Genomic DNA, 26,029 nt, shown 5'->3' with positions numbered 1-26,029 from the left:
GGCGCGACGGGACTCATGGGGAATCAGGGCTGCGGCTGGGAGCCGGACGGGCCATCATCCTGGGCCGGTGTGGCGGCGACATCGGACAACAGGGTCGGCGGCGCGCGGAAGGCGGACGGCGTGAAAGGATTGTCCGCGGCCCGCGGCAGGTGTTCACCGAAACCAACGGCCAGACTGCCGCCACTGCCGTACTGCGACAGGATCGAGCGCGGCCAGGGCCGGGGCACACTGTCCGTGGACGGCAGGACGGGGAAGGCAGCCGCCGGCATGTCCGGTTCTGCGGCCGGAGGCGTGGCGGCGGCGATGCCGACGCGCTCTGCCTGGGCGGGCGTAGCCATCGGAGATGCGCTTGGCAACTTGCTGCGGCGCAGCGGTGTGGTAACGGCCACTGCTGCCGAGGCGACCCGCCTATCCGGGGTTTCCGCCTGCGGCGCGGGCGCGGGCGTCGGCGCAACTTGCTGCGCGGCCGGCATCGCCACGGCGGATCGGGTGGCCGCAACCTCCTGCGCCACAGGCCCCACCGCAACATCGGGATCCAGGGCCGGGCGCGCCAGCAGGGCCACCAGGCCCAGCGCGGCAGCCAGCGCGGCGATGCCCGCCCCACGGCGCAGCCAGACCGGGCGCAACGCCGCGGCACGTGCCTGCGCGGCCACGGCGTCCTGGCCGCGCAATGCGGCGCCGACCCGCGAAGCGAAATCCGCCGGCAGGTGCCGGGCGGGCGCCAGGCCGCGCATCACGTCGCTGGCGATGCGCCATCGCTCCCAGCTGCCGGCCAGCTCGGCGTCGTGCTGCAGGCGGCGCAGCAGGAAGCGGGTCTGGTCTTCCGGCAGTGCCCCGTCCATCAGCGCGGACAGTTGCTCCCGGCTGCTGAGCTGGGTGAGGTCGATGCAGTGGCGGTCGGTGTCGGCGTCGGTATGCATGGGCGTCATGAGGCGTGCGAGCGCTTCGGCAGTTCGTCGTGTTCCAGCAGGGGGCGCATCCGGGCATCGATAGCTTCGCGGGCGCGGAAGATCCGCGAGCGCACCGTGCCGATCGGACAGCCCATCCGCTCGGCGATCTCTTCGTAACTCATCCCTTCCACTTCGCGGAGGGTGATCGCTTCGCGCAGATCAGGCGGCAGGGCTTCGACCGCGGCCAGCACCGTTTGTTCCAGCTGCTGGCGCATCAACTCGCGCTCGGGCGTGTCGTTGTCGCGCAGACGCAAGCCGGATTCGAACTGCTCGGCATCCTCGATCTCGATGTCTTCGCCCGGTGGCCGGCGGCCGTGGGCAGCTAGGTGATTCTTGGCGGTGTTCACCGCGATCCGGTGCAGCCAGGTGGAGAACTGCGCGTCGCCGCGGAACCCGCCAATGGCGCGGTAGGCGCGGATGAAGGTGTCCTGCGCCACGTCCTGCACCTCCGACCAGTCACGCACATACCGCGAAATCACCGCCGCGACGCGGTGCTGGTACTTGCGCACCAGCAGATCGAAGGCGGCGGTGTCGCCACGCTGCACGCGGGCCACCAGGTCCTGATCCAGCGCTTGCGACACCCGATCCTCCTTCATGTTCGCCGCGGCCTCGCTGGTGGGCCCGGTCGCTTCCGGGCGTTGTGACAGGGACAGACCGCGAAAGTTCCGCGGGAGGATTCGAATCTGCAGACGATTAGACACGTATTCAAGTTGTCGCGGGCTACGATAAGCCCTTTCCCCTGGTACGGATGACACGCCCATGGCCGATTCCTCCGCAAACCGTTTCGACGGACTCCGCCTTCGCCACTGGACGCACCAGTGCCGCGAGGACGGCGTGCTGGTGCTGGCGTTCGACCGCGCCGACGCCGCAGTCAACGCGTTCTCGCAGGACGCCCTGATCGAGTTGGGCGAGGCGCTGGAGCGTATCGCGCTGGAGCCGCCCAAGGCGCTGGTGATCGCGTCCGGCAAACCGGCAGGCTTCATCGCCGGGGCCGATCTCAAGGAATTCCAGGACTATGACCGCCGCGGCACCGTCGAGGAGGCGATCCGCCGCGGCCAGGACACTTTCCAGGCGTTGGCGGAGCTGCCCTGCCCCACGGCGGCGGCGATCCACGGCTTCTGCATGGGCGGCGGCACCGAACTGGCGCTGGCCTGCCGGTACCGCGTGGCCAGCAGCGACGCCTCCACCCGCATCGGCCTGCCGGAAGTGCAGCTGGGCATCTTCCCCGGCTGGGGCGGCAGTGCCCGCCTGCCGCGCCTGGTCGGCGCACCGGCGGCGATGGACCTGATGCTGACCGGCCGCGCACTGAGCGCGAAGGCCGCGCGCGGCATTGGCCTGGTGGACAAGGTGGTGGAGCCGGCGCAGCTGATCGACGCCGCCGCCGCGCTGGCGCTGAAGGGCACCGTGCGCCCGTTCAAGCAACGCGCGCTGGGCTGGCTGACCAATACCTTCCTGGCGCGCAAGCTGCTGGTGCCGCAGATGGTGAAGCAGGTCGCGCGCAAGGCGCCCAAGGCGTTCTATCCCGCGCCCTATGCGCTGATCTCCACGTGGGAACGCTACGGTGGCGCTGGCATCCGTGCGCGGCTCGACGCCGAGCGCCGGGCGGTGGTGAAACTGGCCGCCACGCCCACCGCGCGCAACCTGATCCGCATTTTCTTCCTCACGGAGCGACTGAAGGCGCTGGGCAAGGGCGATGCCGGCATCAACCGCGTGCACGTGATCGGCGCCGGCGTGATGGGCGGCGATATCGCCGCGTTCGCTGCCTACAAGGGCTTCGAGGTGACGCTGCAGGACCGCGAGCAGCGCTTCATCGACAGTGCCTTGCAGCGCGCGCAAACCCTGTTCGAGAAAAAAGTGAAGGACGAGAGCAAGCGTCCGGCGGTGGCCGCGCGACTGAAGTCCGACCTTGACGGCGCGGGCGTGCCCGAGGCCGACCTGGTCATCGAGGCGATCATCGAAAACCCGGACGCCAAGCGCGACCTCTACCAGTCGGTCGAACCGCGCATGAAGGCCGACGCGCTGCTGACCACCAACACCTCGTCGATCCCGCTGGACGAATTGCGCCCGCACATCGCCCGCCCGGCGCAGTTCGCCGGCCTGCACTACTTCAACCCGGTGGCGCAGATGCCGCTGGTGGAGATCATCCGCCACGCCGGCATGGCCGCGGAGACCGAGCGCCGCCTGGCCGCGTTCTGCAAGGCGCTGGGCAAGTTCCCGGTGCCGGTGGCCGGCACGCCGGGCTTCCTGGTCAATCGCGTGCTGTTCCCGTACATGCTGGAAGCGGCCACGGCCTATGCCGAGGGCATCCCCGGCCCGGCCATCGACAAGGCGGCGACGCGCTTCGGCATGCCGATGGGGCCGATCGAACTGCTCGACACCGTGGGCCTGGACGTGGCCGCCAGCGTCGGCAAGGAGCTGGCACCCTTCCTCGGCCTGGACGTGCCGGCGGCGCTGGCCACGGTCGAAGCCGGCAAGCGCGGCAAGAAGGACGGGCAAGGTATCTACAAATGGGAGAACGGCAAGGCGATAAAACCCGAACTGCCGGCCGGCTACGTGGCGCCCGACGACCTGGAGGATCGCCTGATCCTGCCGCTGCTCAACGAAGCCGTGGCCTGCCTGCACGACGGGGTGGTGAGTGACGCCGACCTGCTGGACGCCGGTGTGATCTTCGGGACGGGCTTTGCCCCGTTCCGCGGCGGCCCGATCCAGCACATCCGCGCCACCGGCGCCGACGCGCTGCTGGCGCGGCTGGAAACGCTGCGCGCGAAATACGGCGAGCGCTTCGCGCCGCGCGCGGGCTGGGACAACCCGGTACTGCGCACGCCGGCGGCCTGAAGCCGCAGCGCCGGACTCACATCGTCTGGGTCGGCTGGTCCGCGTTGAGCGTGCCGGCCAGGGTGGTCTCGATCTTGCTGCGCACCGCCTCGCCTTCGGCGGTGTCGGCGAACTGGACGCCGATGCCAGCAGCCCGGTTGCCCTGCGCGCCGGTGGGGGTCACCCACACCACCTTGCCAGCCACCGGCAGGCGCTCGGAGGAGTCCGGCAGGGTGAGCAGCAGGAAGACCTCGTCGCCGATGAAATAGCGCCGCGTGGTGGGCACGAAGATGCCACCGTGGCGGATGAAGGGCATGTATGCGTTGTACAGCGCCGCCTTGTCCTTGATCGCCAGCGACAGGATGCCCTGTCGTGCCCCGCCCGTCGGATTGCTCATTCCCTGTTCCCTGTCAGTTGCACGGTCCCGGCCTCAGCGCCACGCCAGCAGTGCTTCCGCGACCGCGAGGTCGGCGCGCACGGTGGTGTGCAGCAACTCGCGGGCGCGGTTGGCCGCGTCGAAGCGCGCGGCCAGCGTGCGGGTTGCGGCCGGATCGGTCAAGCCCGCGGCCTCGCGCAACGCGAACTCGGCCAGATGACGCAAACGTTCCGCGGCGCGCCCATCGGCCACCCAACGCTGCGCCACTTCGGTGGCCTCGGCCTGCCCGCGCTGCAGTGCCTGCGCGTCCTTCACCGCGTCACGGCGTAGCACCAGCCCGTCGCCGGCAGCCCACGCATCGGCCAGGCCGGGGTGCCCGCGGGCCGCGTCCAGCGCTTCCTCCGCCAGGGCCGGGGCATGGCCGCGCTGGCGCAGCCAGTCCAGCGCTTCGGCACGCGGCGGCAGGCGCAGCTCCAGCCGCTGGCAGCGGCTGCGGATGGTGGCCGGCAGCTGCGCGGGGCTGGACGCCAGCAGCCACAGGTAACGGCCAGGCTGCGGCTCTTCCAGCGTTTTCAGGATCGCGTTCCAGGCGCTCCAGTTCACCGCATCGGCCGGATCCACGATCACCACCTGCGCGCCGCCCAGCTGCGAGGTCAGACCCATCTTCCCGGTCAGCGCGCGCACCTGCTCGATCACGATTTCGGCGCGCGGCTTGCCGGTCTTCTGGTTGATCTCGTAACCGAGGAACAACAGGTCCGGGTGGGCGCTGTGGCCCCAGGGATGCGCCGGCGTGCCGTCGGGGCGCACTTCCAGCGCCTCCATCTGCGAGCGCGCGGCAAACAGCGTGCAGCTGCGGCAGCTGCCGCAGGGCTCGCCGTCCGGGCGCGGCGCCTGGCACAGTAGGCGCCGGGCCAGGTGCTCGGCCAACAGGCGCTTGCCCAGCAGCGCCGGGCCCGCGATCAGGGTGGCATGGCCGAAATGACCGGCAGTCATCGCTTCGGCGGCCTGCGTGTAGGCGCGCTGCTGCCAGGGCGAGAGCGGCGGCAACAGGCTCATGCCAACCCCTCGCGATAGGTGGCCAGTGCGGCCAGCGCCGCGGCCGCGACGGTGGCGGCATCGGGACTGGCGTCGATCACCCGGATGCGCCCGGGCTGCTGCGCGGCGCGGGCCAGGAAGCCGGCGCGCACGCGCTCGAAGAAGTCGTCGCGTTCGCGCTCGATGCGGTCCGGCGCGGCGCCGTCCAGCAGGTCGCGCCCGCGGGTGCGCTCGCGCGCATGCGCCACGCCCAGGTCCAGCAGCAGCGTCAGTCCGGGTTCGATGCCCACCGCGCGCCGCTCCAACTCGGCAATGAAGCCGACGTCCATGCCGCGCGCCGCGCCCTGGTAGGCGTAGCTGGAATCGGTGAAGCGGTCGCTGATCACCCACGCGCCGCGGGCCAGCGCCGGCAAGACCACCTGCTGCACGTGCTGCGCGCGCGCCGCGAACATCAGCAGCAGTTCGGTGGTCGGATGCACCGGTTCGTCGCCCGCCGCCAGCAGCAGGCCGCGGATGCGCTCGGCCAGCGGCGTGCCGCCGGGCTCGCGCGTGGACACCACCTCGAAACCATCGGCCAGCAGCGCATCGCGCAGGGCCGAGAGCACCGTGCTCTTGCCGGCGCCCTCGCCGCCTTCGATGGTCAGCAGGCGCGGCTGGGACTGCAGCATCGTCACTTCGGCGCAGCTCCTTCGCGCACGGCCTGGCGCTGCGCGCGGTAGCGCTGCACGTAGTCCTTCACGGCGGCATTGTGGTCCGCCAGCGAGGCGCTGAACACGTGGCGGCCGCTGCCGTCGCCCACGGCGACGAAATACAGCGCGTCGCCCGGCGCCGGACGCGTGGCCGCGCGCAACGCCGCCTTGCCCGGCATCGCGATCGGCGTGGGCGGCAGGCCGGCGCGGGTGTAGGTGTTGTAGGGGGTGTCCGTGGTCAAGTCGGCGCGGCGCAGGTTGCCGGCGTAGCGCGAGCCCATGCCGTAGATGACGGTGGGGTCCGTCTGCAGGCGCATGCCGGCCTGCAAGCGCCGTACGAACACGCCGGCGATCTGCGGCCGCTCGTCGGCCACGCCGGTTTCCTTCTCCACGATGGAGGCCAGCGTCAGCGCTTCGTCGGGGGTGGCCAGCGGCAGGTCCGGCGCGCGCGCCGCCCACGCGGCGGCCAGCGCCTTGTCCATCGCCGCATACGCGCGCTCGAGCACGTCGAGGTCCGCGTCGCCGCGCACCCACGCATAGGTTTCCGGCAGGAAGCGGCCCTCGGGATGCTGACCGGGATGGCCCAGCGCGGCCATCAGCGCGGCATCGTCCATGCCCGCGGTCTTCTGTGCCAGCAGCGGCACCTTGCGCAGCGCCGCGCGCAGGTCGCGGATGCTCCAGCCTTCGACGATGGTGAACTTGCGCCGCACCACCTTGCCGTCGCGCATGGCGATCAGCAGCGCGCGCGGCGTGGCCGCGCTGGCCAGCGCGTACTCGCCCACCTGCAGCCGGCCGGCGGCGCGGGTCTGGCGCGCCAGCAGCTGCCAGGCCAGGCGGTTGCCTGTGGCGATACCCTGCGCCTGCAGCTTGCCCAGCACCTTGTCGAGGTTGTCGCCGCGCGCGACCACCAGCGTAGCGTCGGCGCCGATGCCCGGCAGCGGCGTGTCGGCGAACGCGCGGAAGCGCTGCCAGGCGAAGGCCAGCAGCACTGCGCCGATCAGCAGCAAGACCAGCAATACGCGGCGCAACATCATGGAATCGTCCCGGAAGATGTGAACATCGGATAGGCCATGGCCAGCCGCGCCTGCAGGTCGGCCAGCGCCGCGGGGACCGCCCACGAACGGGCGCCCAGCGAGATCACCGGCAGGATACCGCGCACGGCGTTGCACAGGGCCAGCCCCTCGGCCGACAGCACGTCCTCCATCGACAGCGCCGCCTCGGCCACCAGGCCCGCGTCCAGCAGCCAGCCGCGCAACACGCCGGCGACGCCGCAGCGCGCCACCGGCGGCGTCCACCAGCGACCGTCGCGCCGCACCAGCACGTTCGCCGAGGTGGCGCACACGGGGGCGCCGTCCGCATCGCGGACCAGCCCCTCGTCGCAGCCGGCACGCTCCGCCTCCGCCCGCGCCAGCACCTGCTCCAGCCGGTTGCAGTGTTTGATGCCCGCCAGCGCCGGCTGGATCGCCAGGCGCATCTGGCAGACGTGCAAGCGCAATGCCGCCTGTGGTTGCGGCAGCGGGTGCCGTGCCAGCATCCAGACCGGCATGGCGTCTGCCGGTGGCGCATAACCACGGCCACCATCCCCCCGGGTCAGCAGCAGCTTGAGCACGCCGGCCTCGACGCCCGCCATCAGCTCGGCGATGCGTGCTTCGACGAACGCCGGCTCCGGCATGGCGATACCGAGCCGGGCCGCGCCCTCGCGCAGGCGGGCGACATGCCGCGGCCACAAGGGCACCTCGCCGCAGTGCACGCGCATGGTCTCGAACACGCCGTCGCCATACTGCAGCCCGCGATTGGCGAATGGGACCGTGTCCGCGCGCGCAAGGCCCCGGAACAAGGCGACTGTCTGGGCACTCAACGCAGTCGCTCCCCGGGACTCGCCATGCGCGTCGAATGCCGGAACATGTGCTCCCGGCTTTCCGGGCGCGCCGTGGCGATTCGAATCGCAACTCCGTCCATCACTCCACCCCCAGCGCGCGCAGCATTCCGCGCGCCTTCGCCCGCGTTTCGTCCAGTTCGCGCTGAGGATCGGAGTCGATCACGATGCCGGCGCCGGTGCGGAAGCGCAGCGTGCTGCCCTCGACTTCCGCGCTGCGGATCAGGATGTTGAGGTCCAGATCACCGCCATGGCCCAGCCAACCCATCGCGCCGGTGTAGGCACTCCGGCCTGTGGCCTCCAGCTCGGCGATGATCTGCATGCAGCGCACCTTCGGGCAGCCGGTGATGGTGCCGCCGGGGAACACCGCGGCGATCGCCTGTCCGGGGGTCACGCCGGCGCGCAGCGTTCCACGCACGTTGCTGACGATGTGGTGCACGTGGGCGTAGCTCTCCACCGTCATCAGCTCGTCCACCCGCACGCTGCCTGGCGCGCATACGCGGCCCAGGTCATTGCGCTCCAGATCGAGCAGCATCACGTGCTCGGCACGCTCCTTCGGATGCCCGACCAGCTCGCGGATGCGTGCCGCGTCGTCGTCGCCCGGAAAGCGTGCACGCGTGCCGGCGATCGGCCGCGTCTCCGCCACGCCGTCGCGCAGCGACAGCAGCCGCTCCGGGGACGCGCTGACCACGCTGCCCCACGGGCTGCGGAAAATACCGGCGAACGGCGCAGGGTTGTGCGTGCGCAAGCGCGCAAACAGCGCCGCAGGGGCCAGCGGCCGATCGAAGCCGACCCGCCAGCCGCGCGACAGGTTGGCCTGGAACACGTCGCCGGCGGCCAGGTACTCCAGCACCCGCGCCACCCCGTCCAAATACCGCTGCGGCGGATCCTCGTCGATGCTGGCTGGCGGTGTCCATGCGGGCAGCGGCGGCAGCGCAAGTGCGCGCTCGGCGTCGTCGGCGATGCGTTGCAGCCAGGCCTCCCCGCCGGCTTCCGCCACGGCCACGCAGTCGCCCGTGGCGCGGTCACGCAGCAGCGCCGCCGGGCAGCGCAGCGCAACCGCGATCGGCAGGCCACCCTCGGCCGCCGGCAGCTGGAGTACCGGCTCAACCTGCGCGGCCAGCTCGTAGCCGAGCAGCAGCGCCCAGCCACCGCGGAACCGCAGCGATGGCTCCACTCCGGCGTCATCTGCCGCACCGCGCGCGTCCTGCCAGCGCGTGTCCAGCACGTCGAGGAAACGGCCGTCGACCAGCGCGCCGTCAAACGTGCGCACGCAGCCATCGCGATGCAGAGCAAAGCCCTCGCCGCCGTGCGCCAGCAGCAGGTCGTACCGGCCCAGCGCACCGCCGCTGCTGGACTCCAACAGCACCGGATAGCGCGCCGGATCAAGCCGGTGCAGGGCCAGCAGGTCGGGGGCGTTGGCGATGGGTCGACGGTTCATCGGCGGCAGGCACCCCGCCCTGCACCTCCCCCGGACGCGGAGGAGGCGACAGGCGTCAGATCCGCTTGAAGACTAGGGTGCCGTTGGTGCCGCCGAAGCCGAAGCCGTTCGACACGGCCACGTCGATCTTCGCCTCGCGGGCGACATTGGGCACGTAGTCCAAGTCGCAGCCTTCGCCCGGCTGCTCCAGGTTGATGGTGGGTGGGATCACGCCGGTTTCCAGGGCTTTGATGGTGTAGATCGCCTCCACGCCGCCGGCCGCGCCCAGCAGGTGACCGGTCATCGACTTGGTGGAGCTGACCATCGTCCTGTAGGCGTGGTCGCCCAGCGCGCGCTTGATCGCCAGCGTCTCTGCCACATCGCCCAGTGGGGTGCTGGTGCCGTGCGCGTTGAGGTAGCCCACGTCCTCCGGGTTCACCCCGGCGTCGCGGAACGCCATCGCCATGCAGCGCGCCGGGCCTTCGCCGTTCTCGCTGGGCGCGGTCATGTGGAAGGCATCCGACGAGGCGCCGAAGCCGGCCAGTTCGCAGTAGATGCGGGCGCCGCGGGCCTTGGCGTGCTCGTACTCCTCCAGCACCAGGATGCCGGCGCCGTCGCCCAGCACGAAGCCGTCGCGACCGGCGTCCCACGGCCGCGAGGCGCGGGTGGGATCATCGTTGCGGGTGCTCATCGCCTTCATCGCGCAGAACCCGCCCATCGAGGTCGGGGAGCTGCCGCGCTCGGCGCCGCCGGCGAACATCACGTCGGCATCGCCGTGCTGGATCATGCGCATCGCCATGCCGATGCTGTGGTTGGAAGTGGCGCAGGCGGACACCGCGGAGAACGTCGGCCCCTTGAGTCCGGTCATCAGCGAGAGCTGGCCCGGCAGCATGTTGATGATGGTGCTGGGGATGTAGAACGGGCTGATCTTGCGCACCCCGCCTTCGTGCAGCTTGACGGCGGTCTCCTCGATGCCCCAGATGCCACCGATACCGGCACCGATCAGCGCGCCGATGCGCTCGGCATTGGCCTCGGTGACCTCCAGGCCGGCGTCGTCCTTCGCCATCAGCGCGGCAGCAAGCCCGTAATGGATGAAGTGATCCATCTTCTTGGCGTCCTTCGGGTTCACCCAGCGGGTGACGTCGAAGCCGCGGATCTCGCCGGCGATGCGGGTGGGATAGGTGCTGGCGTCGAAACCCTCCACCAGGCTGATGCCGGAACGGCCGTGGGTGATCCCGTCCCAGTTGCTGGCCAGGTCGTGCCCCAGCGGCGAGACGATGCCCATGCCTGTCACTACCACGCGGCGCTTGCCCATCATCCAGTCCTCCACACGCTCGTTACGTTCGATGCAAACACAGGGGGCCGCATGCGCGGCCCCGTGGGTCCCGCGGGCGAACGCCGATGGCGGCGCGTCCCCGGGGTATGCCTGGCAGGCGCCGGCCGTGGGGCCGGGCATCCACCCAGGAAAGACCATCACGCCTTGACGTGGGCCTTGATGTAGTCGATCGCCTGCTGCACCGAGGTGATCTTCTCGGCGTCCTCGTCCGGGATCTCGCACTCGAACTCTTCCTCGAGCGCCATCACCAGCTCCACGGTGTCCAGCGAGTCCGCGCCCAGGTCGTCCACGAACGACGCGCTGGTGGTGACGTCTTCTTCCTTGACGCCCAGTTGTTCGACGACGATCTTCTTGACGCGCTCTTCGATGGTGCTCATGTTGCGTTGCTCCTCATGGGGCTGTTCAGGCCGTAATGACCTAGTTTAAGGGAAAATCCGGGCGCTGCATGGCGGCAGCCGGGGCGCCCGCGGGGGATCGGGGAAAGACCGGCCCGAAGGCCGTCAGGGCATGTACATGCCACCATTCACGTGCAGGGTCTCGCCGGTGATGTAGCTGGCGTCGGGGCCGGCAAGGAAGGCGACGGCGCGGGCGATGTCGGCCGGCCCGCCCAAGCGGCCCAGCGCGATCTGGCCCAGCATCGCCTGCTTGGCGGCCTCCGGCAGGTCGGCGGTCATGTCGGTGGCGATGAAGCCCGGCGCCACGACATTCACGGTGATCCCGCGGGACCCGATTTCCTTGGCCAGCGACTTGCTGAACGCGATGATGCCGGCCTTGGCCGCCGCGTAGTTCGCCTGGCCGGCATTCCCGGTCACGCCGATCACCGAGGCGATGTTGACGATGCGTCCCTTGCGCGCCTTCATCATGCCGCGCATCACCGCCTTCGAGGCGCGGTAGACGCTGGTGAGGTTGGTGTCGAGGACGGCCTGCCAGTCCTCGTCCTTCATCCGCATCAGCAGGTTGTCGCGGGTGATGCCGGCGTTGTTGACCAGGATCGAGATGCCGCCGAACTCCGACGACACCGCATCCACCAGCGCCTCGATGGCGCCGGCCTCGTTGACGTTGAGGCGACGGCCATGGCCGCCGGCCGCAGCCAGCCGCTCGGCGATCGCCTGCGCGCCGGCGTCCGAGGTGGCGGTGCCGATCACAGTCGCGCCCCGCGCGGCCAGTTCGTCGGCGATCGCGGCGCCGATGCCGCGCGAGGCGCCGGTGACCAGCGCGATTTCACCCTTCAAGACCTGCTCGCTCATGCCTTCCAATCCTCGATGGCGCCGGCCAAGTCGGCCGGTGTGCCCAACGCGCGGGCGTCGAGCGATTTGTCGATGCGCTTGACCAGGCCGGTCAGCACCTTGCCCGGGCCGCATTCGGCGATCCGGGTGACGCCACGCGCGGCCAACGCCTGCACGCAGCCGGTCCACTGCACTGGCAGGTAGAGCTGGCGCACCAGCGCGCTTCGGATGCCGTCCAGATCGTCGTGCACGCGCGCGTCCACGTTCTGCACGACGGGCAGCGCCGGCAGCGCCCACTGCAGGCCGGCCATCGTTTCGGCCAGCCGGTTCGCGGCTTCACGCATCAGCGGCGTGTGCGACGGCACGCTGACCGCCAGCTTGACGGCCTTGCGCACGCCCTTCTCCTGCAGCAATGCCAGCGCACGGTCCACCGCCGCTGCGTCGCCGCCGATCACGATCTGACCGGGCGAGTTGTAATTGGCCGGCACCACCACCTGCGCGCCAGAGGCCTCCTCACACGCGGCCTCCACCAGCGCATCGTCAGCGCCGAGCACGGCGGCCATCGCGCCGGTGCCGGCAGGCGCGGCGTCCTGCATCAGCTGCCCGCGGATGCGGACCAGGTGCGCACCGTCACGCAACGACAGCGCGCCGGCCGCGACCAGCGCGGTGTATTCGCCCAGGCTGTGGCCGGCCAGCACGGCCGGCCGCACGCCGCCCTGCGCCTGCCACACCCGCCATACCGCCACGCCCGCGGCCAGCAGGGCCGGCTGGGTGAATTCGGTGCGGTTGAGCATTTCCTCGGGGCCGCCCTGGGAGAGCGCCCACAGGTCGACCCCGGCGCCGTCCGAGGCTTCCTCGAAGGTGGCCTTGACGGAGGGATGGAGTTCCGACAGTTCGGCCAGCATGCCGACCGACTGCGACCCCTGGCCCGGAAACACCAGGGCGATGGACTGGGAAAGGGAGGCTTCGCTCACGCTATGCACACCTTGTGGGGAGAATGCGGGGCCGGACCCCGCGGTGGGGCGGGCATGATACGAGCAATTGCTCTAGGCCGTCTGTACCGGGGCGTATGCATCCTGCGGGCCTGTGCGTGGCACGGCGGCATCGCGCCGCGCCCGCAGACCGGACGGCCGGTTCAGTAGCGCAGCAGCGCCGAGCCCCAGGTGAAGCCGCCGCCGAACGCCTCCAGCAGCAGCAGTTGGCCGCGCTGCACGCGGCCCGAGCGGACCGCTTCATCCAGCGCCAATGGCACCGAGCCGGAGGAGGTGTTTCCGTGGCGGTCCACGGTGACCACCACGCGGTCCATCGGCATGGCCAGACGCTTGGCGGTGGCTTCGATGATGCGCAGGTTGGCCTGGTGCGGCACCAGCCAGTCGATCGCGCCGCGATCCAGGCCGCTGGACTCCAGCGCCTCGTCGACAACGGCATCAAGCGCCTTGACGGCGTGCTTGAACACCTCGTTGCCGGTCATCATCACCCGCACCCCGGCGTTGTGCTCCTCCGGCTTGAAGCCGGCGGACACGCCCACCGGGTTCCACAGCAGCTCCTTCTTGCTGCCGTCGGCATGCATGTGGGTGCTGAGGATGCCGGTGTCCGTATCGGCCTTGAGTACCGCCGCGCCGGCACCGTCCCCGAACAGCACGCAGGTGCCGCGGTCGCTCCAATCCAGCATCCGGGTCAGGGTCTCTGCGCCGATCACCAGCGCCGTCTTGGCGGCGCCCGAGCGGATGAACTTGTCGGCGATGGTCAGCGCATAGATGAAGCCGGAGCAGGCCGCGTTGACGTCGAACGCCGGGCAGCCGGCGATGCCCAGCTTGTGCTGGATCAGGCAGGCGGTGGACGGAAAGATCAGGTCCGGGGTGGTGGTGCCGACCACGATCAGGTCGATCTCGTCGGCAGCCACGCCGGCGGCTTCCAGCGCGCGCAGCGCCGCCCGGTAGCCGAGGTCGCTGGTGGTCTCGCCTTCCGCCGCCACATGGCGCTCGCGGATGCCGGTACGCGCGGCGATCCACTCGTCGCTGGTGTCCACCATCTTCGCCAGATCATCGTTGGTCAGCACCTTCTCGGGCAGGTAGCTGCCGGTACCGGCGATGCGGGCGTAGATGCGGCTTTCGGTCTGGCTCATGCGAACGGCAACTCCCTCGGCGAAGCGGACAAGATTAGCCCATGCGGGCCCGGGCGCGGCGGCGCACGGGAATCAGGGCCGCAAAAACGCCAACGGCCGCACCATGGGGCGCGGCCGGGCGTCGTGCAGGCGGACGGCCTTGCGGCCGGCGATCACTCTTCGTCGACGACCTTGGTCTTCGGCGCAATGACCTGCTTGCCGCGGTAGTAGCCGTCGGCGGTCACGTGGTGACGCAGGTGGGTCTCGCCGCTGGTCGGATCGGTGGCCAGCTGCTTGGCGGACAGGGCGTCGTGCGCGCGGCGCATGCCACGGCGGGACGGGGAAACGCGGGACTTCTGGACGGCCATGGGACAACTCCAAGAAAAACGTGTGTGACGCGCGATGTGGCGATTATCGCACTATTCCTTCTTCCACCCCGCCAACGCCGCGAACGGGTTCGCCTGGGCGGTTTCCTCCACGGTGGGCGCGAAGTCGCGCTCGACCGCCTCGGCATCGGGCGACACCGGCACCACCGGCAACGCCAGAATCAATTCGTCCTCCACCAGCTCGGCCGGCCGCAGCAGGCCATCAGCAGGCACCAGCAGGGGTTCGTAGTCCGGCGGCAGGGCGGCTTCTTCGGCCTCGTCGCGGATCAAGCCCAGCCGTTGCACCACCCGCACCGGCTGCAGGAACCGCTGCAGGCTGCGCTGGCATTCCAGCGGCAGCTCCGCCTCGATCCGCAGTTCCAGGTACGGCACCTTCAGGTTGTCGGTGTCGAAGGCAAGCACGTAGCGCACTTCCCCTTCAGCATCGACCAGACTGTCCCGAAGGCGCGCCATCGCCGACAGCAGGACCCGACCCTCGAACTCGCGCCGGGCCGCCACCATGCGCCAGGCGTCCAGAGTTTCCGGAACCCGGCTTGTCGACAGTTCGGACATAAGCCGGAAAATGCTACGCGCCGCAGCCGGCGCTGTCAAATCGTTGCCAGGCTCGCGCCCGCGCGCCCGGCCGGGTTTGCGCCCTCCCGGCCCACTGCCGCAGACTGCAGGCATGGACATCGCCCTGCCCCTTCTGTTCGTGGCACTCGCCGCTACCGCGTCCTGGCTGGCCTTCCGCCTGCGCCGCGGCAGCCTGCAGCGCCAGCAGGCCATCTCCCAGCTGCTGGACGCCGCCGATGCGCTGGAAGCCCGGCTGCGCGCCGCGCGGACGGAGATCGAAACGGTGGCCGGCCATGACCGCAATCCGGTGCGCGCAGCCATGCAGGACCTGCTGCGCCAGCGCCTGTGGCTGCAGGAAAACGCGCAGCATGCCAGCTTGGCACAGCTGCGCGGCGTGCGTGATGCGCTGGACGCCGCCCGTGCCCGCTTGGAACATCAGTTGCAGCGTATCGACCAGGCTCGCGCCGGGGCCGCCTGACCATGCCAACGCTCGTCCTCGGCTCCACCTCCCGCTACCGCCGTGAACTGCTGGAACGGCTGCGCCTGCCGTTCGACGTGGCGCGCCCGGAGGTGGACGAGACCCCGCTGCCGGGCGAGCCCCCCGCGATGCTGGCCATCCGGCTGGCCAACGCCAAGGCGCGCGCGGTGGCTTCGACCCTGGCGGACGGCTGGGCGCTGGGCTCGGACCAGGTGGCCGACCTCGACGGACACCCACTCGGCAAGCCGGGCCACCGCGAGGCAGCCATCGCCCAACTGCGCGCGATGTCCGGCCGCACGGTGTACTTCCACACCGCGCTGTGCCTGGCCCACCCCGACGGCCGCATGCTGGCCGCTACGGACCGCACCGACGTCCGCTTCCGCCCGCTGGATGAGGTCGAAATCGCGCGCTACGTGGATGCCGAACAACCGTTCGACTGCGCCGGCAGCTTCAAGTCCGAAGGCCTCGGCATCGCCCTGTTCGAAGCCATCGAGAGCCGCGACCCGACCGCTTTGATCGGCCTGCCGCTGATCGCGACCTGCACGCTGCTGCGGCAGGCGGGGTTCGCGCTGCCCTGACCCCCCCGAGAAGGCACGCAACAGCCGCCGTGCGCTCGCCTTTCAGCGCATCTCGATGGGTTGCTGCGGCCCGTCCTCGACTGCGCCGTCCCCCCCGATGATGCGCAATCCCAGCCAGTGGCGACCCGGCGGTAGCGCGGCGGCATCCACTGTGCCCTCGAACTGCACGTCCGGGCCGGCCGGGTCCCGCGATCGGCCGCGCAGGAACATTCCGACCACCCACGGGTTCGGGCCGGCGCGGCGCGCGGTGGCAACGCTGCGGCCATCCAGCAGCACGTGCACGGCGCGAACGCCGACCACGTCCTTGACGGCCCAGGCCGACACGGTGAAGCGGCGGCCTACGCGGGCACCGGCCGTCGGCATGTCGATATGGGACAGCGCAGGCGTGACACAGGGCCCCGCCACGCGCTTGGCGGGTAGCGCGAACAGCAGGAAGCGCTGGCGGCCATGGTCGATATTGAGCACGCGCGGCGGCGGCAACGGCCCAACCTGCGCGCACAGGCGCTGGTAGTAGGCAAGCCGTTCGCTGAAGCGCACGTCGCCATCTCCAACCACCAGCAGCATGGGCGCGGTGCGAACACCATCGTGCTGGAGGCCCCACAGCGCCAGCTGCGGCGCGCGCCCGTGCTGGTGGTTGAGCAGATGGTCCAGCACCGCGATGTCCGGCGTGCCCAGCAGGAAGCCCAGCTCGGCGCCGATCTTGAAATCCCCGGCCAGCAGCCGGGTACCGGATGGCAGGCGCGCGCGCTCCGCGCGCACCGCATCGGCCAGCGGTTCCCAGCCAGCGAAATTCGAGGGATACAGGCGATGCCCCGCGGTCTGCTGGCGCCAGACCGGCACCGCCGCCAGCACGGAGAAGCCCAGCACCACCGCCAGGCCCAGCGCCGTGGTGGCGTAGGTGGCGATGCGCCAGCCGCGCGGCCAGCTGTCCAGCACCGCCGGTACCAGCGGCAGCAGCGCCACGAACCCGGGCAGCGGCCAGTGGAAGCTGACCCGTTCACGGTCGGCGAAGAAGCCCAGCAGCAGAAAGCCCGCGACGATCCCCAGCCCGCACAGTGCCAGGTAGCGCGATGCCGGCCGCGCATCGCGCAGGCCACGCACGCCGGCCAGGGCCAGCGCGGCCAGCAACAGCGGTGTTACCGGCAGCAATTGCAAGAAGCCCAGCAGCAGGCCATCGCTGCCGAACTGCCACGGGTGGCGGTCCAGCAACTGGAAGCGCAGGCCGGCCTCGGCATGGTGCAGGTTCCACAGCAGCAGCGGCAGCCATGCCAGTGCCCCGGCAACGACCGCCAGCCACTGCGCGGGGTGGCGCAGCGCGCGGCGACCGGCAGGAAGCGCCAGCAGCGCGAGGAAACCCACCGCGATGACCGCGGCGAAGCGGTAGTGGGTCAGGCCGCCCAGCACCAGCCCCAGCGCCAGCTCACCCGCCGCCCACGCATCCACCCGTTCCAACAGGCGCACGCCGGCGTCGAGGCAGAGCAGCGATGCCAGCAGCAGCGGCACGTCCGGCAGTGCCAGCAGGCCTAGGCTGCCGGCCAGGGGCAGCAGCAGCGCCAGCATGCCGGCCTGCCAACCGGCGCGAGCGCCGGACACTCGGGTCGCCAGCCGCACCACCAGCCAAGGCAGCGCGGCGCCGATCAGCAGGAACGGCATCCGCAACCCAAGGGCATGCGGGCCGAACACCTCCACGCCCAGCCGGGCCAGCCACGCCGTCAGCGCCGGCAGGTCGGAGTACGCCCAGGCCGGGTGCTGGCCTTCCTGCCAGTAGAACGCCTCGTCGACGAACAGCGGCAGGTGCACCGCCAGCACCAGCTTGAGGGCACACACCAGCCCCCAGGTGGCGATGAACCACCGCCGTGCCGCGTCCGCGCCGCCTGTGTCCCGCATGTATGGGCGTCCTCGCTACACTCGCCGTTCCCCCGTGATTCCATGCCCGACGACATGTCCACGAACCCGGCACCGGCGCAGATGCTACCCGATGACCTCCGCCAGGCCCTGCGCGAGGCGCAGGCGCAGGTGAACACGCTGGTGCTGGGCAAGCCGGTACAGGTGCGGCTGGCGTTCGTCGCCCTGCTGGCCGGCGGCCACCTGCTGATCGAGGACCTGCCGGGATTGGGCAAGACCACGCTGGCGCATGCGCTGGCCGCGACATTGGGGCTGGACTTCAAGCGCGTGCAGTTCACCTCCGACCTGCTGCCCTCCGACATCCTGGGCGTCTCCATCTACGAGGCGCAGGCGCGCCGCTTCGAATTCCACCCCGGGCCGGTGTTCACCCACGTGCTGCTGGCCGACGAAATCAACCGCGCGCCGCCGCGCACGCAGAGCGCGCTGCTGGAGGCGATGGCCGAGCACCAGGTCAGCCTGGACGGCCAGACCCGCACCCTGCCCGATCCCTTCCTGGTGATCGCCACCCAGAACCCGGTGGACCTGTCCGGCACCTACCCGCTGCCCGATTCGCAGCTGGACCGCTTCCTGCTGCGGATGGCGCTGGGCTACCCCGACGCCGCGGCGGAGCGCGCCCTGCTGGCCGGCGCCGATCGCCGCGACCTGATCGCGGGCGTCGCCCCACTGCTGGACGCGCCGCGCATCCTCGCACTGCGCCACGCCGTGCCGCAGGTGCACGCCAGCGAGGCGCTGCTGGATTATGTGCAAGCGCTGATCGCACGCAGCCGCCAGCAGCCCGGCGTGCGGGTGGGCCTGTCGCCGCGGGCGGGGTTGGCGCTGCTGCGCGCCGCCCGCGCACATGCGCTGCTGCTGGGCCGCAACCACGTGCTGCCGGAGGACGTGCAGGCCCTGTTCCCGGCGGTGGCCGAACACCGCCTGGTGGCAGAGGCCGACGCCTCCGCCGCGGGCCTGGCCAAGGCCATCCTGCATGCGGTGGCGGTGGACTGAAGATGCGCCCGGGGTTGCGCGCGCGCCTGCAGAGCTGGACACGCCCGCGCGCGCCGGAAGCGCTGCCCGCGCAGTTGACCCGTCACCGCATCTACGTACTGCCCACTGCCAGCGGGCTGTTTTTCGGGGTGCTGCTGGGGGCCATGCTGCTGGGCGCGCTGAATTTCAACAACAATCCCGCCCTGCTGCTGGCCCTGCTGCTGGCGGGTGCCGCGCTGGGCAGCCTGATCGCCGCGCACTTGCAGCTCTCCGGCCTGCGGGTCGATGCACTGGGGGCGGAGCCGGTGGCAGCCGGTGAACCACTGCACCTGCACATCGCGCTGGCGGCACCGGATGCCCGCCAGCGGCGCGGCCTGCGCCTGGCCTGCGCAGGCGAGGCGGTGCATGTGGCGCTGGATGCGCGCGGCACCACTGCCGCCCTGCCGCTGGCCACCACGCACCGCGGCCTGCTGCCGGCGCCGCGCCTGGAACTGTCCACAGTGCAGCCGCTCGGGCTGGCGCGGGCGTGGGGCTACGTCTGGCCCGCGCAGGCGCTGCTGGTCTACCCGGCGCCGGAAACGCAGGCACCACCGCTGCCGCTGCCGGCAGGCAGCCAGAGCCGGCCGCAGCCCAGCCGTACCGGCGAGGACCCGCACCACCTGCGCGACTACCGCCCCGGCGATGCGCCGCGCTCGGTGGCATGGAAGGCTTCGGCCCGCCACGACACCCTGCTGGTTCGCGACGGCGAACAGGCCCGCGGCGGCGAACTGCTGCTGGACTGGGCGCAGACCGATGGGCTGCCCTACGAGCAGCGCATCCGCCGGTTGGCGCGCTGGGTGGACGACGCCGAGCGCGATGGCCGTCGCTACGGCCTGCGGCTGCCGGCGACGCCGCCCATCGAAACCGGGCAAGGCGCCAGTCATCGCCACCGCTGCCTGCGTGCGCTGGCCCTGCTCCCGCAAGACGCACGCGTGGACGGCGCCCCGCATGGCTGACGCCGTCTCGCCCCGCATGGCCACAGCCACCCGCGCGCACGTGCTCGCGGCCGCGGCGGCCTGCCTGCTGCCCCTGCTGTTGCAGCTGCCCACCGTACTGGGAGTCGGCTTTGGCGTTGGCGCCCTCGCCGTGGCGGCGGCCGCAGGTCGCGCGCCGCTGCCTGCCCTGCTGCGGCTGTTGCTGGGCGGCTGCGCGCTGCTGGCGGTGGCCGCAGTGGCCCCCGGCATCGGCCGCGACACCGCCTGCGCGGTGCTGGCCGCGATGCTGGCGCTGAAGCCCGCCGAAACCTTCACCCTGCGTGACGGCCGCAGCCTGGTCGGGTTCGGCCTGTTCGCGCCCTTCGCCACCTTCCTGCTCGACCAGGGCCCGCTCAGTCTGGTACTGGCCCTGGTGGCCGTGCTGCTGGCACTGCTGGCGCTGCAGCGGCTGGCTGCAGACGAGGGCGAACAGACCCCCTTGGCGCCGCGCGCCGCCGCGGCTGGCGTGCTGCGCCTGTTCGCACTGGGCCTGCCGCTGGCGCTGGCCGCCTTCTGGCTGTTCCCGCGCCTGCCGACCCCGCTGTGGGGCTTGCCGCAGCGCTCCATCGCCACTCCGGGCCTGTCCGACACGATGACGCCGGGCCAGATGTTCGAGATGCTGCTGGACGACAGCCCGGCCGCGCGCGTGCAGTTCTTCGACACCGCACCGCCGCCGCAGCAGATGTACTGGCGCGGCCCCGTGCTGTGGGATTTCGACGGCCGCACCTGGCGGCAGGCGCGTGATCTGCAACGGCTGCCCCCGGCGCCGATGCAGCCCGCCGGCCCGGCGTGGGACTACCGCATCGACCTGGAGCCGACCGAGGACCGGCAGCTGGTGGCGCTGGACCTGCCCACGCAGTTACCCGAGGGCGCCTACGCCAGCCGCGACTACACGCCGTGGGCAGACGTCCCGCAGTACAACGTCTCACGCTGGCGGATGCGCTCCGCGCCGGCAGCGGCGTTCGAAGCCGACCTGCCCGCGCCGCTGCGCGCCCGCGCACTGGCCCTGCCGCGCGACTTCAACCCGCGCACCCTGGCGCTGGGACGGCAGTGGCGGCGCGAAGCCGGCAATGACGCGCGCGGCCGCGCGGACGCCGCCATCGCCGAACGTGCGCTGGCGATGATCCGGCGCGAATTCGCCTACACCCTCGACGTGCCGATGGCCGGCCGCAACGAAGTCGACGACTTCCTGTTCGACCGCAAGCAGGGCTATTGCGAGCACTTCAGCTCGGCGTTCGTGGTGCTGATGCGTGCGGCCGGCATTCCCGCCCGCGTGGTCACCGGCTATGCCGGCGCCTACCGCAACCCGATCGGCGATTACTGGCTGGTGCGCAAATCGGACGCCCATGCCTGGGCGGAGATCTGGCTGCCGGCGCGCGGCTGGGTGCGCGTGGACCCCACCGCGGCAGTGGCGCCGGAGCGCGTGTTCGACACCATCGCGGACCGGCGCCCGGGGCGCATCGCCGGGTTGGACGCGCTGGTGCCGATGTTCAACGCCGGCGACTGGCTGCGCCGCGGCTGGAACGATTTCGTGCTGGGTTTCAACGCGCAGCGCCAGCAGCGCCTGCTGAAGCCACTGGGGCTGGAGAAGCTGGGCGCTGGCGGATTGGCCGCGCTGTTCGCGGCGCTGGCCGGGCTGGCGCTGGCGTGGATGGCATGGCGGATTTCCCGCGGCGAGCGTGAGCGTGATCCGCTGCTGCGGGCCTGGCGCCGGCTGGAGCGCCGCTACCGCCGCCTGGGCCGCGGCCGCGCCCCGCACGAGCCGCCGCGCCAGTGGGCCGCGCGGGTGGCCGCGGACCTGCCCCGCGCCGGCCAGCATCTGACGACGCTGGCCGAGCGTTTCGCGGCTGCGCGCTATGCCCCGAAGGCCGACCGCGCAACCGTGCAGGCGCTGGTGCGCGACCTGCGCGCGCACCGGCCCTGAGCCATCAGGGCGTGCCGAACCGCCCCAGCGGCGCACCGGCCAACAGGTGCAGGTGGACCTGGAATACGGTCTGCCCGCCGTGGCCATTGCAGTTCATCACGACGCGGTAGCCATCCTCGGCGAAGCCCTGCGCCTTCGCGTAGCGCGCTGCAGCGATGGCCAACCGACCGATCACCACGGCATCGTCCTCGGGCACATCGTTGAGGGTGGCGTAATCGCGCTTGGGCACGAACAGCACGTGCACCGGCGCCTGCGGCGCGATGTCGCGGAACGCGAATAGGTGTTCGTCCTCGTACACGATCTCGGCGGGAATCTGGCGATGGAGGATCTTGTGGAAGATGGTGTCGGACATGGCGGGTTCCCGGCAGTGGCTGCACGCATTGTAGGAACGGAACCGTCGGCCGGTGCCAGTGCCGACACATCCCCGTCGTCGACGGACGCCCTGTACGGGGGTGGTGCGATGGCCCGCCAGCAAGCTTCAGAGGATCTCGCTGCGGCTGCCGAAGGCGTGCGAGAGCGTGCCGCGGTCCACGTATTCCAGTTCGCCCCCCAGCGGCACGCCGTGGGCCAGCCGGCTGGGTTGCACGCCGCGCGCGCGCGCCAGCTGCGCCAGGTAGTGTGCGGTGGCCTCACCCTCCACGGTGGGATTGGTGGCGACGATCAACTCGCGCACCTCGCCCTCCTCCAGCCGCTGCGCCAGCAGATCCAGGCCCAGCTCGCGCGGGCCGATGCCGTCCAGCGGGCTCAGCCGGCCCTGCAGGACGAAATACAGGCCGCGGAAGCCGGTGGCCTGCTCGATCGCCAGGCGATCGGCCGGCGTCTCCACCACGCACAGCAGCGCCGTGTCGCGGGCGCTGCTGGCGCAGGTCGGGCAGATCTCCGTCTCGCTGAAATCGCGGCAACGGGCGCAGTGGCGGATACGTTCCATCGCCTCGGCCAGCGCATCGGCCAGCCGGCGCCCGCCGTCGCGCTGGCGCTCCAGCAGGTGGTAGGCCATCCGCTGCGCGGATTTCTGGCCCACGCCCGGGAGCACGCGCAGCGCGTCGATGAGCTGTTCGAGCAACGAAGTGGTCATGTGCGGGGCAGGGTGTGGGACAAGCTGCCGCCGCATGCGCAACGTGTGCCGGCGGCAGGCAGCAGCATCCGGATCAGAACGGCAGCTTCATGCCCGGCGGCAGCGGCATGCCGGCAGTGGCCGCGGCCATCTTTTCCTGCGAGGCGGCGTTGATCTTGTTGACCGCGTCGTTGAACGCCGCGGCAATGAGGTCCTCCGCCATCTCCGGGTCGGCCAGTGCGGCCGGGTCGATGCGCACCTTGCGGCAGTCCATGCGGCCGCCCAGCGTCACGCTGACCATGCCGCCGCCGGCATTGCCGGTGACTTCCAGCGCGGCCACTTCTTCCTGCGCGCGCTGCACGTTTTCCTGCATCTTCTGGGCCTGCTGCATCAGCTGGGCGATGTTTCCACGCATGGGGGATCTTCCATCGTTGCGTTGTGGGGAATCTCAGGGACCGTCGAGGGGCCGGATCGAATCCGGCACCAGCTTGGCACCATGGGTCTGCACCAGCCGCTGGATCGCAGGATCGGCCACGAAGCCGGCCTCTGCCGCGGCCTGGCGGGCATCGCGCTCACGCGCGTTGCGGGCGGTTGCGGTCTCGCCGCGCGGGGCGCCAATCTCGAAGCGCAGCTGCACCTCGCCGCCCAACTGCCGACCAAGCGCATCCACCAATTGCAGGACCAGGCTGGGCGACTTCAGGTGCTCCTGCTCGGGTGCCAGCGACAGGCGCAGCACGCCATCGGCATGGCCGACGAAGCCCGCGTTCTCGGCCAGCAGTTTGGCCGGGCCCTTCAGGCCGCAGCTGGCGACGAGGGCCAGCCAGTGCTCGGAGTCGGTCACCAGCCGGACACTGGCCGCCTGGGCGGACGGCGCGACGGGCGCAACCGTTGCGGCTGCCGGCGGTGCCGGCGGCATCGGCTGCCCGGCGGACGGTTCAATCGGCGACGGCGGTACGGACGGCGCGGTGACCGCAGGACGGGCCGTCGGCGCGGTCACCTCGGCCAGTGCGGCGCGCGCGCGCGCGGCGGCATCGCTGCGGGCCTGCGGCGACGACGGCGGCGCGGACGAAGGGCCGACAGCCGGACGCGATGGTGCGCCGGGATGCGCGGGCGCATCAGGACGGAACGCCAGCATCCGCAGCAGGGTCATCTCGAAGCCGCTGCGCGGGCTGGGCGCATAGCCGAGGTCGCGGCGACCGTGCAGCGCCATCTGGTACCACAGCTGCACCAGCTCCGGCCGCAGCCGGTTGGCCAGGCCTTCGACATCGATGGCATCGCTGCCCACGTCCACCGCGGGCACCAGCTGCTTGACCTGGATCCGGTGCAGGGCGTGCGCGAAGGCATCCAGGATGCTGGCCCAATCAGGGGAGAATTCCGCCAGTTGCGCGGCTTCCTCCATCAGGCGCGCGCCGTCGCCGTCGGCCAGCGCGGCCAGCAGCGCCTGCACGCGGCTGCGGTCCACCGTGCCCAGCATCGCGGCCACCGCCGCGCCGTCCAGCCGCCCGCCCGTGTAGGCGATGGCCTGGTCGAGCAGCGACAGGCCGTCGCGCAGGCTGCCGTCGGCCGCGCGGGCCAGCTGCGCCACCGCGTCGTCGTCGGCCTCGATGCCTTCGGCCGCCAGGATCTTCACGATCTGGCCGCGGATCTGCGCCTCGTCCAGCCGCTTGAGGTTGAACTGCAGGCAGCGGCTCAGCACCGTGACCAGCAGCTTCTCCGGGTCGGTGGTGGCGAACAGGAACTTGACGTGCGCGGGCGGCTCTTCCAGCGTCTTCAGCAGCGCGTTGAACGCCGGCTTCGACAGCATGTGCACTTCGTCGATCAGGTAGACCTTGTACTTGCCGCGGCTGGGCATGTACTGCGCGTTCTCGATCAGCTCGCGGACGTTGTCCACGCCGGTGTTGGAGGCGGCGTCGATCTCCAGCAGGTCGATGTAGCGGCCGGCATCGATGGCCTTGCAGGTCTCGCACTCCCCGCAGGGGTCGCTGGACGTGCCGCGCTCGCAGTTCAGGCTCTTGGCGAAGATGCGCGCGATGGTGGTCTTGCCGACGCCGCGGGTGCCGGTGAACAGGAAGGCGTGGTGGACGCGGCCGGTCTCCAGCGCGTTGGTCAGCGCGCGCACCACGTGTTCCTGGCCGACCAGTTCGGCGAACCGCTTGGGGCGCCACTTGCGGGCGAGCACGAGATAGGACATGCCCCATTGTGGCATGGGCCGCCGGCACGCCGGCGTCTCCCCGGGCGTTCTGTTGTGGAACCGCCGGGCCGCCGCTAGAATGCGCGATCCCGGAGAGGTGTCCGAGTGGTTGAAGGAGCACGCCTGGAAAGTGTGTAAGCGTCTAAACCGCGCTTCGGGGGTTCGAATCCCCCTCTCTCCGCCAGGTTCCCGGGCCGCGCGCTGCGCGGCCCACGTCTATGGTGGCCCCGTCGGCCCCTCGCGACGCTAGGTCGAAAACCCCGCCAGGGCCGGAAGGCAGCAACGGTATCGACTGACGCGGGCGCCGAGGCCAGCCGGTGGGGCCGCCACCTTTTCGGGCCCTGCCCCTCGCCACCTGCCTTGCCGCGGCGCCAGGCCGTGCGCCCCCCCCCCGGCACGAGTGCCGGCCTCAGTAGCCGCGGTCCCACGCCGCCGCATACGCCGCGCGCAGGCGGGCGAAGTTGGCGTCCACTTCCTCCGCGCTGCGCGTGCCGCGCAGCTTGCGCAGCGAGCGGTGCAGGCGCGCGAGGTTGGCCTCGCGCCAGGCAGTGGCCGGGATGCGCAATCGCGACTGGTCGAGGTCGATGAACCAGCCGCGGCCCTGCCCGTCGAACAGGATGTTGTGGGCGTTGAGGTCGGCGTGGTCCAGACCGGCACGATGGAAGCGGGCGACCAGCTGGCCCGCCGCCTCCCACGGCGCGATCCCGTCGGCAGCCAGCGCGGCCAGCGGGCGCACGTCCTGCAGGCGCTGCATCAGGATCGCCGCGCGGTAATGCAAGCCGTCGCGGTGGTACCAGGCGGCGAACGGCAGCGGCACCGGCAGCTTCCTGGCGCGCAGGGTGCGCAGCAGGCGGAACTCGGTGAAGCTGCGCACGCGCTGGATGCCGCGCCACAGGTGGCGGTCGCGGCTGAAGCGGGCCACCAGGCCACCGCGCAGGTAATGGCGCAGCAGCGCATCGCCCTGGCCGAAGTCGATGAACCAGGCGCCGCCGCGGCCCCCTTCCGACACCTGCTGGGCGGCCATGCCCCAATGCGCCGGGTCGAACCAGTCGGGCTCGGGTTGCCGCACTTGCGTGCGGTCGAACAGAATCGCGCCGTAGCCGCGCGCGTCGCGGAACGGCGTCAGATGCTCGTTGGCGTCGAAACCCGTCATTTT

General features: G+C 71.3%; 27 protein-coding genes, 1 tRNA gene and 1 other RNA gene. 8 read left to right on the top strand and 21 right to left on the bottom strand.

Going from position 1 to position 26,029, the window contains the following annotated elements; translation table 11 throughout:
• Positions 1-23 precede the first annotated feature (23 nt).
• Together ACK4SG_RS03585 and rpoE are read right to left on the bottom strand one after the other, a co-directional pair.
• On the bottom strand, positions 24-920 hold the full coding sequence (locus tag ACK4SG_RS03585) for a sigma-E factor negative regulatory protein (RefSeq protein WP_409599808.1): 897 nt from the start codon (positions 918-920) through the stop codon (positions 24-26).
• A gap of 5 nt (positions 921-925) precedes the next feature.
• Positions 926-1,531, bottom strand: a complete 606-nt coding sequence (gene rpoE / locus ACK4SG_RS03580) for an RNA polymerase sigma factor RpoE (protein WP_409599806.1) — start codon at positions 1,529-1,531, stop codon at positions 926-928.
• A 178-nt stretch (positions 1,532-1,709) separates the two neighbouring features.
• Between rpoE and ACK4SG_RS03575 the strand changes: the two genes are divergently transcribed.
• On the top strand, positions 1,710-3,785 hold the full coding sequence (locus ACK4SG_RS03575; RefSeq protein ID WP_409599804.1) for a 3-hydroxyacyl-CoA dehydrogenase NAD-binding domain-containing protein: 2,076 nt from the start codon (positions 1,710-1,712) through the stop codon (positions 3,783-3,785).
• Positions 3,786-3,801: 16 nt separating this feature from the next.
• Here the strand turns inward: ACK4SG_RS03575 and ACK4SG_RS03570 are convergent, their stop codons facing one another.
• The 13 genes from ACK4SG_RS03570 to ACK4SG_RS03510 form a co-directional block, all read right to left on the bottom strand.
• On the bottom strand, positions 3,802-4,161 hold the full coding sequence (locus ACK4SG_RS03570; RefSeq protein ID WP_409599802.1) for a PilZ domain-containing protein: 360 nt from the start codon (positions 4,159-4,161) through the stop codon (positions 3,802-3,804).
• Between the two features lie 33 nt (positions 4,162-4,194).
• The gene (locus tag ACK4SG_RS03565) at positions 4,195-5,190 is read right to left on the bottom strand and encodes a DNA polymerase III subunit delta' (RefSeq protein WP_409600689.1); all 996 of its coding nucleotides are present in this window, start codon (positions 5,188-5,190) and stop codon (positions 4,195-4,197) included.
• 2 nt (positions 5,191-5,192) lie between these two features.
• Positions 5,193-5,843 (bottom strand): dTMP kinase, encoded by a 651-nt coding sequence (gene tmk, locus ACK4SG_RS03560; protein ID WP_409599800.1) that lies wholly within the window; start codon positions 5,841-5,843, stop codon positions 5,193-5,195.
• 2 nt (positions 5,844-5,845) lie between these two features.
• Positions 5,846-6,898: an endolytic transglycosylase MltG gene (mltG, locus tag ACK4SG_RS03555; RefSeq protein ID WP_409599798.1), complete on the bottom strand. Its 1,053-nt coding sequence runs from the start codon at positions 6,896-6,898 to the stop codon at positions 5,846-5,848.
• Positions 6,895-7,722, bottom strand: a complete 828-nt coding sequence (pabC, locus tag ACK4SG_RS03550; RefSeq protein WP_409599796.1) for an aminodeoxychorismate lyase — start codon at positions 7,720-7,722, stop codon at positions 6,895-6,897. The genes mltG and pabC overlap by 4 nt, the downstream gene beginning before the upstream one ends.
• 100 nt (positions 7,723-7,822) lie before the next feature.
• Positions 7,823-9,181, bottom strand: a complete 1,359-nt coding sequence (locus ACK4SG_RS03545) for an aminodeoxychorismate synthase component I (RefSeq protein WP_409599794.1) — start codon at positions 9,179-9,181, stop codon at positions 7,823-7,825.
• A gap of 55 nt (positions 9,182-9,236) precedes the next feature.
• The gene (fabF, locus tag ACK4SG_RS03540) at positions 9,237-10,475 is read right to left on the bottom strand and encodes a beta-ketoacyl-ACP synthase II (protein WP_409600687.1); all 1,239 of its coding nucleotides are present in this window, start codon (positions 10,473-10,475) and stop codon (positions 9,237-9,239) included.
• Between the two features lie 158 nt (positions 10,476-10,633).
• Positions 10,634-10,873: an acyl carrier protein gene (acpP, locus tag ACK4SG_RS03535; RefSeq protein WP_374556346.1), complete on the bottom strand. Its 240-nt coding sequence runs from the start codon at positions 10,871-10,873 to the stop codon at positions 10,634-10,636.
• A 123-nt stretch (positions 10,874-10,996) separates the two neighbouring features.
• On the bottom strand, positions 10,997-11,743 hold the full coding sequence (fabG, locus tag ACK4SG_RS03530) for a 3-oxoacyl-ACP reductase FabG (protein WP_409599792.1): 747 nt from the start codon (positions 11,741-11,743) through the stop codon (positions 10,997-10,999).
• Complete coding sequence (gene fabD / locus ACK4SG_RS03525) at positions 11,740-12,696, bottom strand: ACP S-malonyltransferase (RefSeq protein WP_409599790.1); 957 nt, start codon at positions 12,694-12,696, stop codon at positions 11,740-11,742. The genes fabG and fabD overlap by 4 nt, the downstream gene beginning before the upstream one ends.
• A gap of 161 nt (positions 12,697-12,857) precedes the next feature.
• Entirely contained in the window at positions 12,858-13,847 is a 990-nt protein-coding gene (locus tag ACK4SG_RS03520) for a beta-ketoacyl-ACP synthase III (protein ID WP_409599788.1), read from the bottom strand.
• A 152-nt stretch (positions 13,848-13,999) separates the two neighbouring features.
• Entirely contained in the window at positions 14,000-14,194 is a 195-nt protein-coding gene (gene rpmF, locus ACK4SG_RS03515) for a 50S ribosomal protein L32 (protein WP_139715308.1), read from the bottom strand.
• 51 nt (positions 14,195-14,245) lie between these two features.
• The gene (locus tag ACK4SG_RS03510; RefSeq protein ID WP_409599786.1) at positions 14,246-14,764 is read right to left on the bottom strand and encodes a YceD family protein; all 519 of its coding nucleotides are present in this window, start codon (positions 14,762-14,764) and stop codon (positions 14,246-14,248) included.
• A gap of 112 nt (positions 14,765-14,876) precedes the next feature.
• Here ACK4SG_RS03510 and ACK4SG_RS03505 point away from each other — a divergent pair, with 112 nt between their 5' ends.
• Positions 14,877-15,242, top strand: a complete 366-nt coding sequence (locus tag ACK4SG_RS03505) for a hypothetical protein (RefSeq protein ID WP_409599784.1) — start codon at positions 14,877-14,879, stop codon at positions 15,240-15,242.
• A gap of 2 nt (positions 15,243-15,244) precedes the next feature.
• Complete coding sequence (locus tag ACK4SG_RS03500; RefSeq protein ID WP_409599782.1) at positions 15,245-15,820, top strand: Maf family protein; 576 nt, start codon at positions 15,245-15,247, stop codon at positions 15,818-15,820.
• 42 nt (positions 15,821-15,862) lie between these two features.
• Here the strand turns inward: ACK4SG_RS03500 and ACK4SG_RS03495 are convergent, their stop codons facing one another.
• Positions 15,863-17,707 carry an ArnT family glycosyltransferase gene (locus ACK4SG_RS03495; protein WP_409599780.1) on the bottom strand — a complete coding sequence of 615 codons (1,845 nt, stop codon included), beginning with the start codon at positions 17,705-17,707 and terminating at the stop codon, positions 15,863-15,865.
• Between the two features lie 54 nt (positions 17,708-17,761).
• On the opposite strand from ACK4SG_RS03495, the gene ACK4SG_RS03490 reads away from it, so the two are divergent.
• From ACK4SG_RS03490 to ACK4SG_RS03480, 3 genes are read left to right on the top strand one after another with little or no spacing between them, the layout of a single operon-like run.
• Entirely contained in the window at positions 17,762-18,712 is a 951-nt protein-coding gene (locus ACK4SG_RS03490; protein ID WP_409599778.1) for an AAA family ATPase, read from the top strand.
• A gap of 2 nt (positions 18,713-18,714) precedes the next feature.
• Complete coding sequence (locus ACK4SG_RS03485; protein WP_409599776.1) at positions 18,715-19,686, top strand: DUF58 domain-containing protein; 972 nt, start codon at positions 18,715-18,717, stop codon at positions 19,684-19,686.
• On the top strand, positions 19,679-21,628 hold the full coding sequence (locus ACK4SG_RS03480) for a DUF3488 and DUF4129 domain-containing transglutaminase family protein (RefSeq protein ID WP_409599774.1): 1,950 nt from the start codon (positions 19,679-19,681) through the stop codon (positions 21,626-21,628). Before ACK4SG_RS03485 ends, ACK4SG_RS03480 begins: the two co-directional genes overlap by 8 nt.
• A 4-nt stretch (positions 21,629-21,632) precedes the next feature.
• Here ACK4SG_RS03480 and ACK4SG_RS03475 read toward each other — a convergent pair whose 3' ends face one another.
• From ACK4SG_RS03475 to dnaX, 4 genes are all read right to left on the bottom strand, one after another.
• Entirely contained in the window at positions 21,633-21,980 is a 348-nt protein-coding gene (locus ACK4SG_RS03475) for a histidine triad nucleotide-binding protein (protein WP_409599772.1), read from the bottom strand.
• A gap of 126 nt (positions 21,981-22,106) precedes the next feature.
• Positions 22,107-22,703 carry a recombination mediator RecR gene (gene recR / locus ACK4SG_RS03470; protein ID WP_409599770.1) on the bottom strand — a complete coding sequence of 199 codons (597 nt, stop codon included), beginning with the start codon at positions 22,701-22,703 and terminating at the stop codon, positions 22,107-22,109.
• A gap of 73 nt (positions 22,704-22,776) precedes the next feature.
• Positions 22,777-23,097, bottom strand: coding sequence for a YbaB/EbfC family nucleoid-associated protein (locus ACK4SG_RS03465; protein WP_409599768.1), 321 nt, complete (start codon positions 23,095-23,097; stop codon positions 22,777-22,779).
• A gap of 33 nt (positions 23,098-23,130) precedes the next feature.
• Entirely contained in the window at positions 23,131-24,873 is a 1,743-nt protein-coding gene (gene dnaX, locus ACK4SG_RS03460; RefSeq protein ID WP_409599766.1) for a DNA polymerase III subunit gamma/tau, read from the bottom strand.
• A gap of 91 nt (positions 24,874-24,964) precedes the next feature.
• Here dnaX and ACK4SG_RS03455 point away from each other — a divergent pair.
• A tRNA-Ser gene (locus ACK4SG_RS03455) sits at positions 24,965-25,057 on the top strand.
• Between the two features lie 43 nt (positions 25,058-25,100).
• Positions 25,101-25,197: signal recognition particle sRNA small type (gene ffs, locus ACK4SG_RS03450), an RNA gene on the top strand.
• An 85-nt stretch (positions 25,198-25,282) separates the two neighbouring features.
• On the opposite strand, the gene ACK4SG_RS03445 is transcribed toward ffs, so the two are convergent.
• Positions 25,283-26,026 (bottom strand): 3-deoxy-D-manno-octulosonic acid kinase, encoded by a 744-nt coding sequence (locus ACK4SG_RS03445; RefSeq protein WP_409599764.1) that lies wholly within the window; start codon positions 26,024-26,026, stop codon positions 25,283-25,285.
• Positions 26,027-26,029: the final 3 nt, after the last annotated feature.

The sequence above is a fragment of the Thermomonas sp. genome, from assembly GCF_046293095.1.
In the GTDB taxonomy this organism is placed as follows: Bacteria; Pseudomonadota; Gammaproteobacteria; order Xanthomonadales; family Xanthomonadaceae; genus Thermomonas.
Note: the sequence above shows the minus strand (reverse complement) of the source record. Positions and strands in the feature narration are given on the sequence as shown.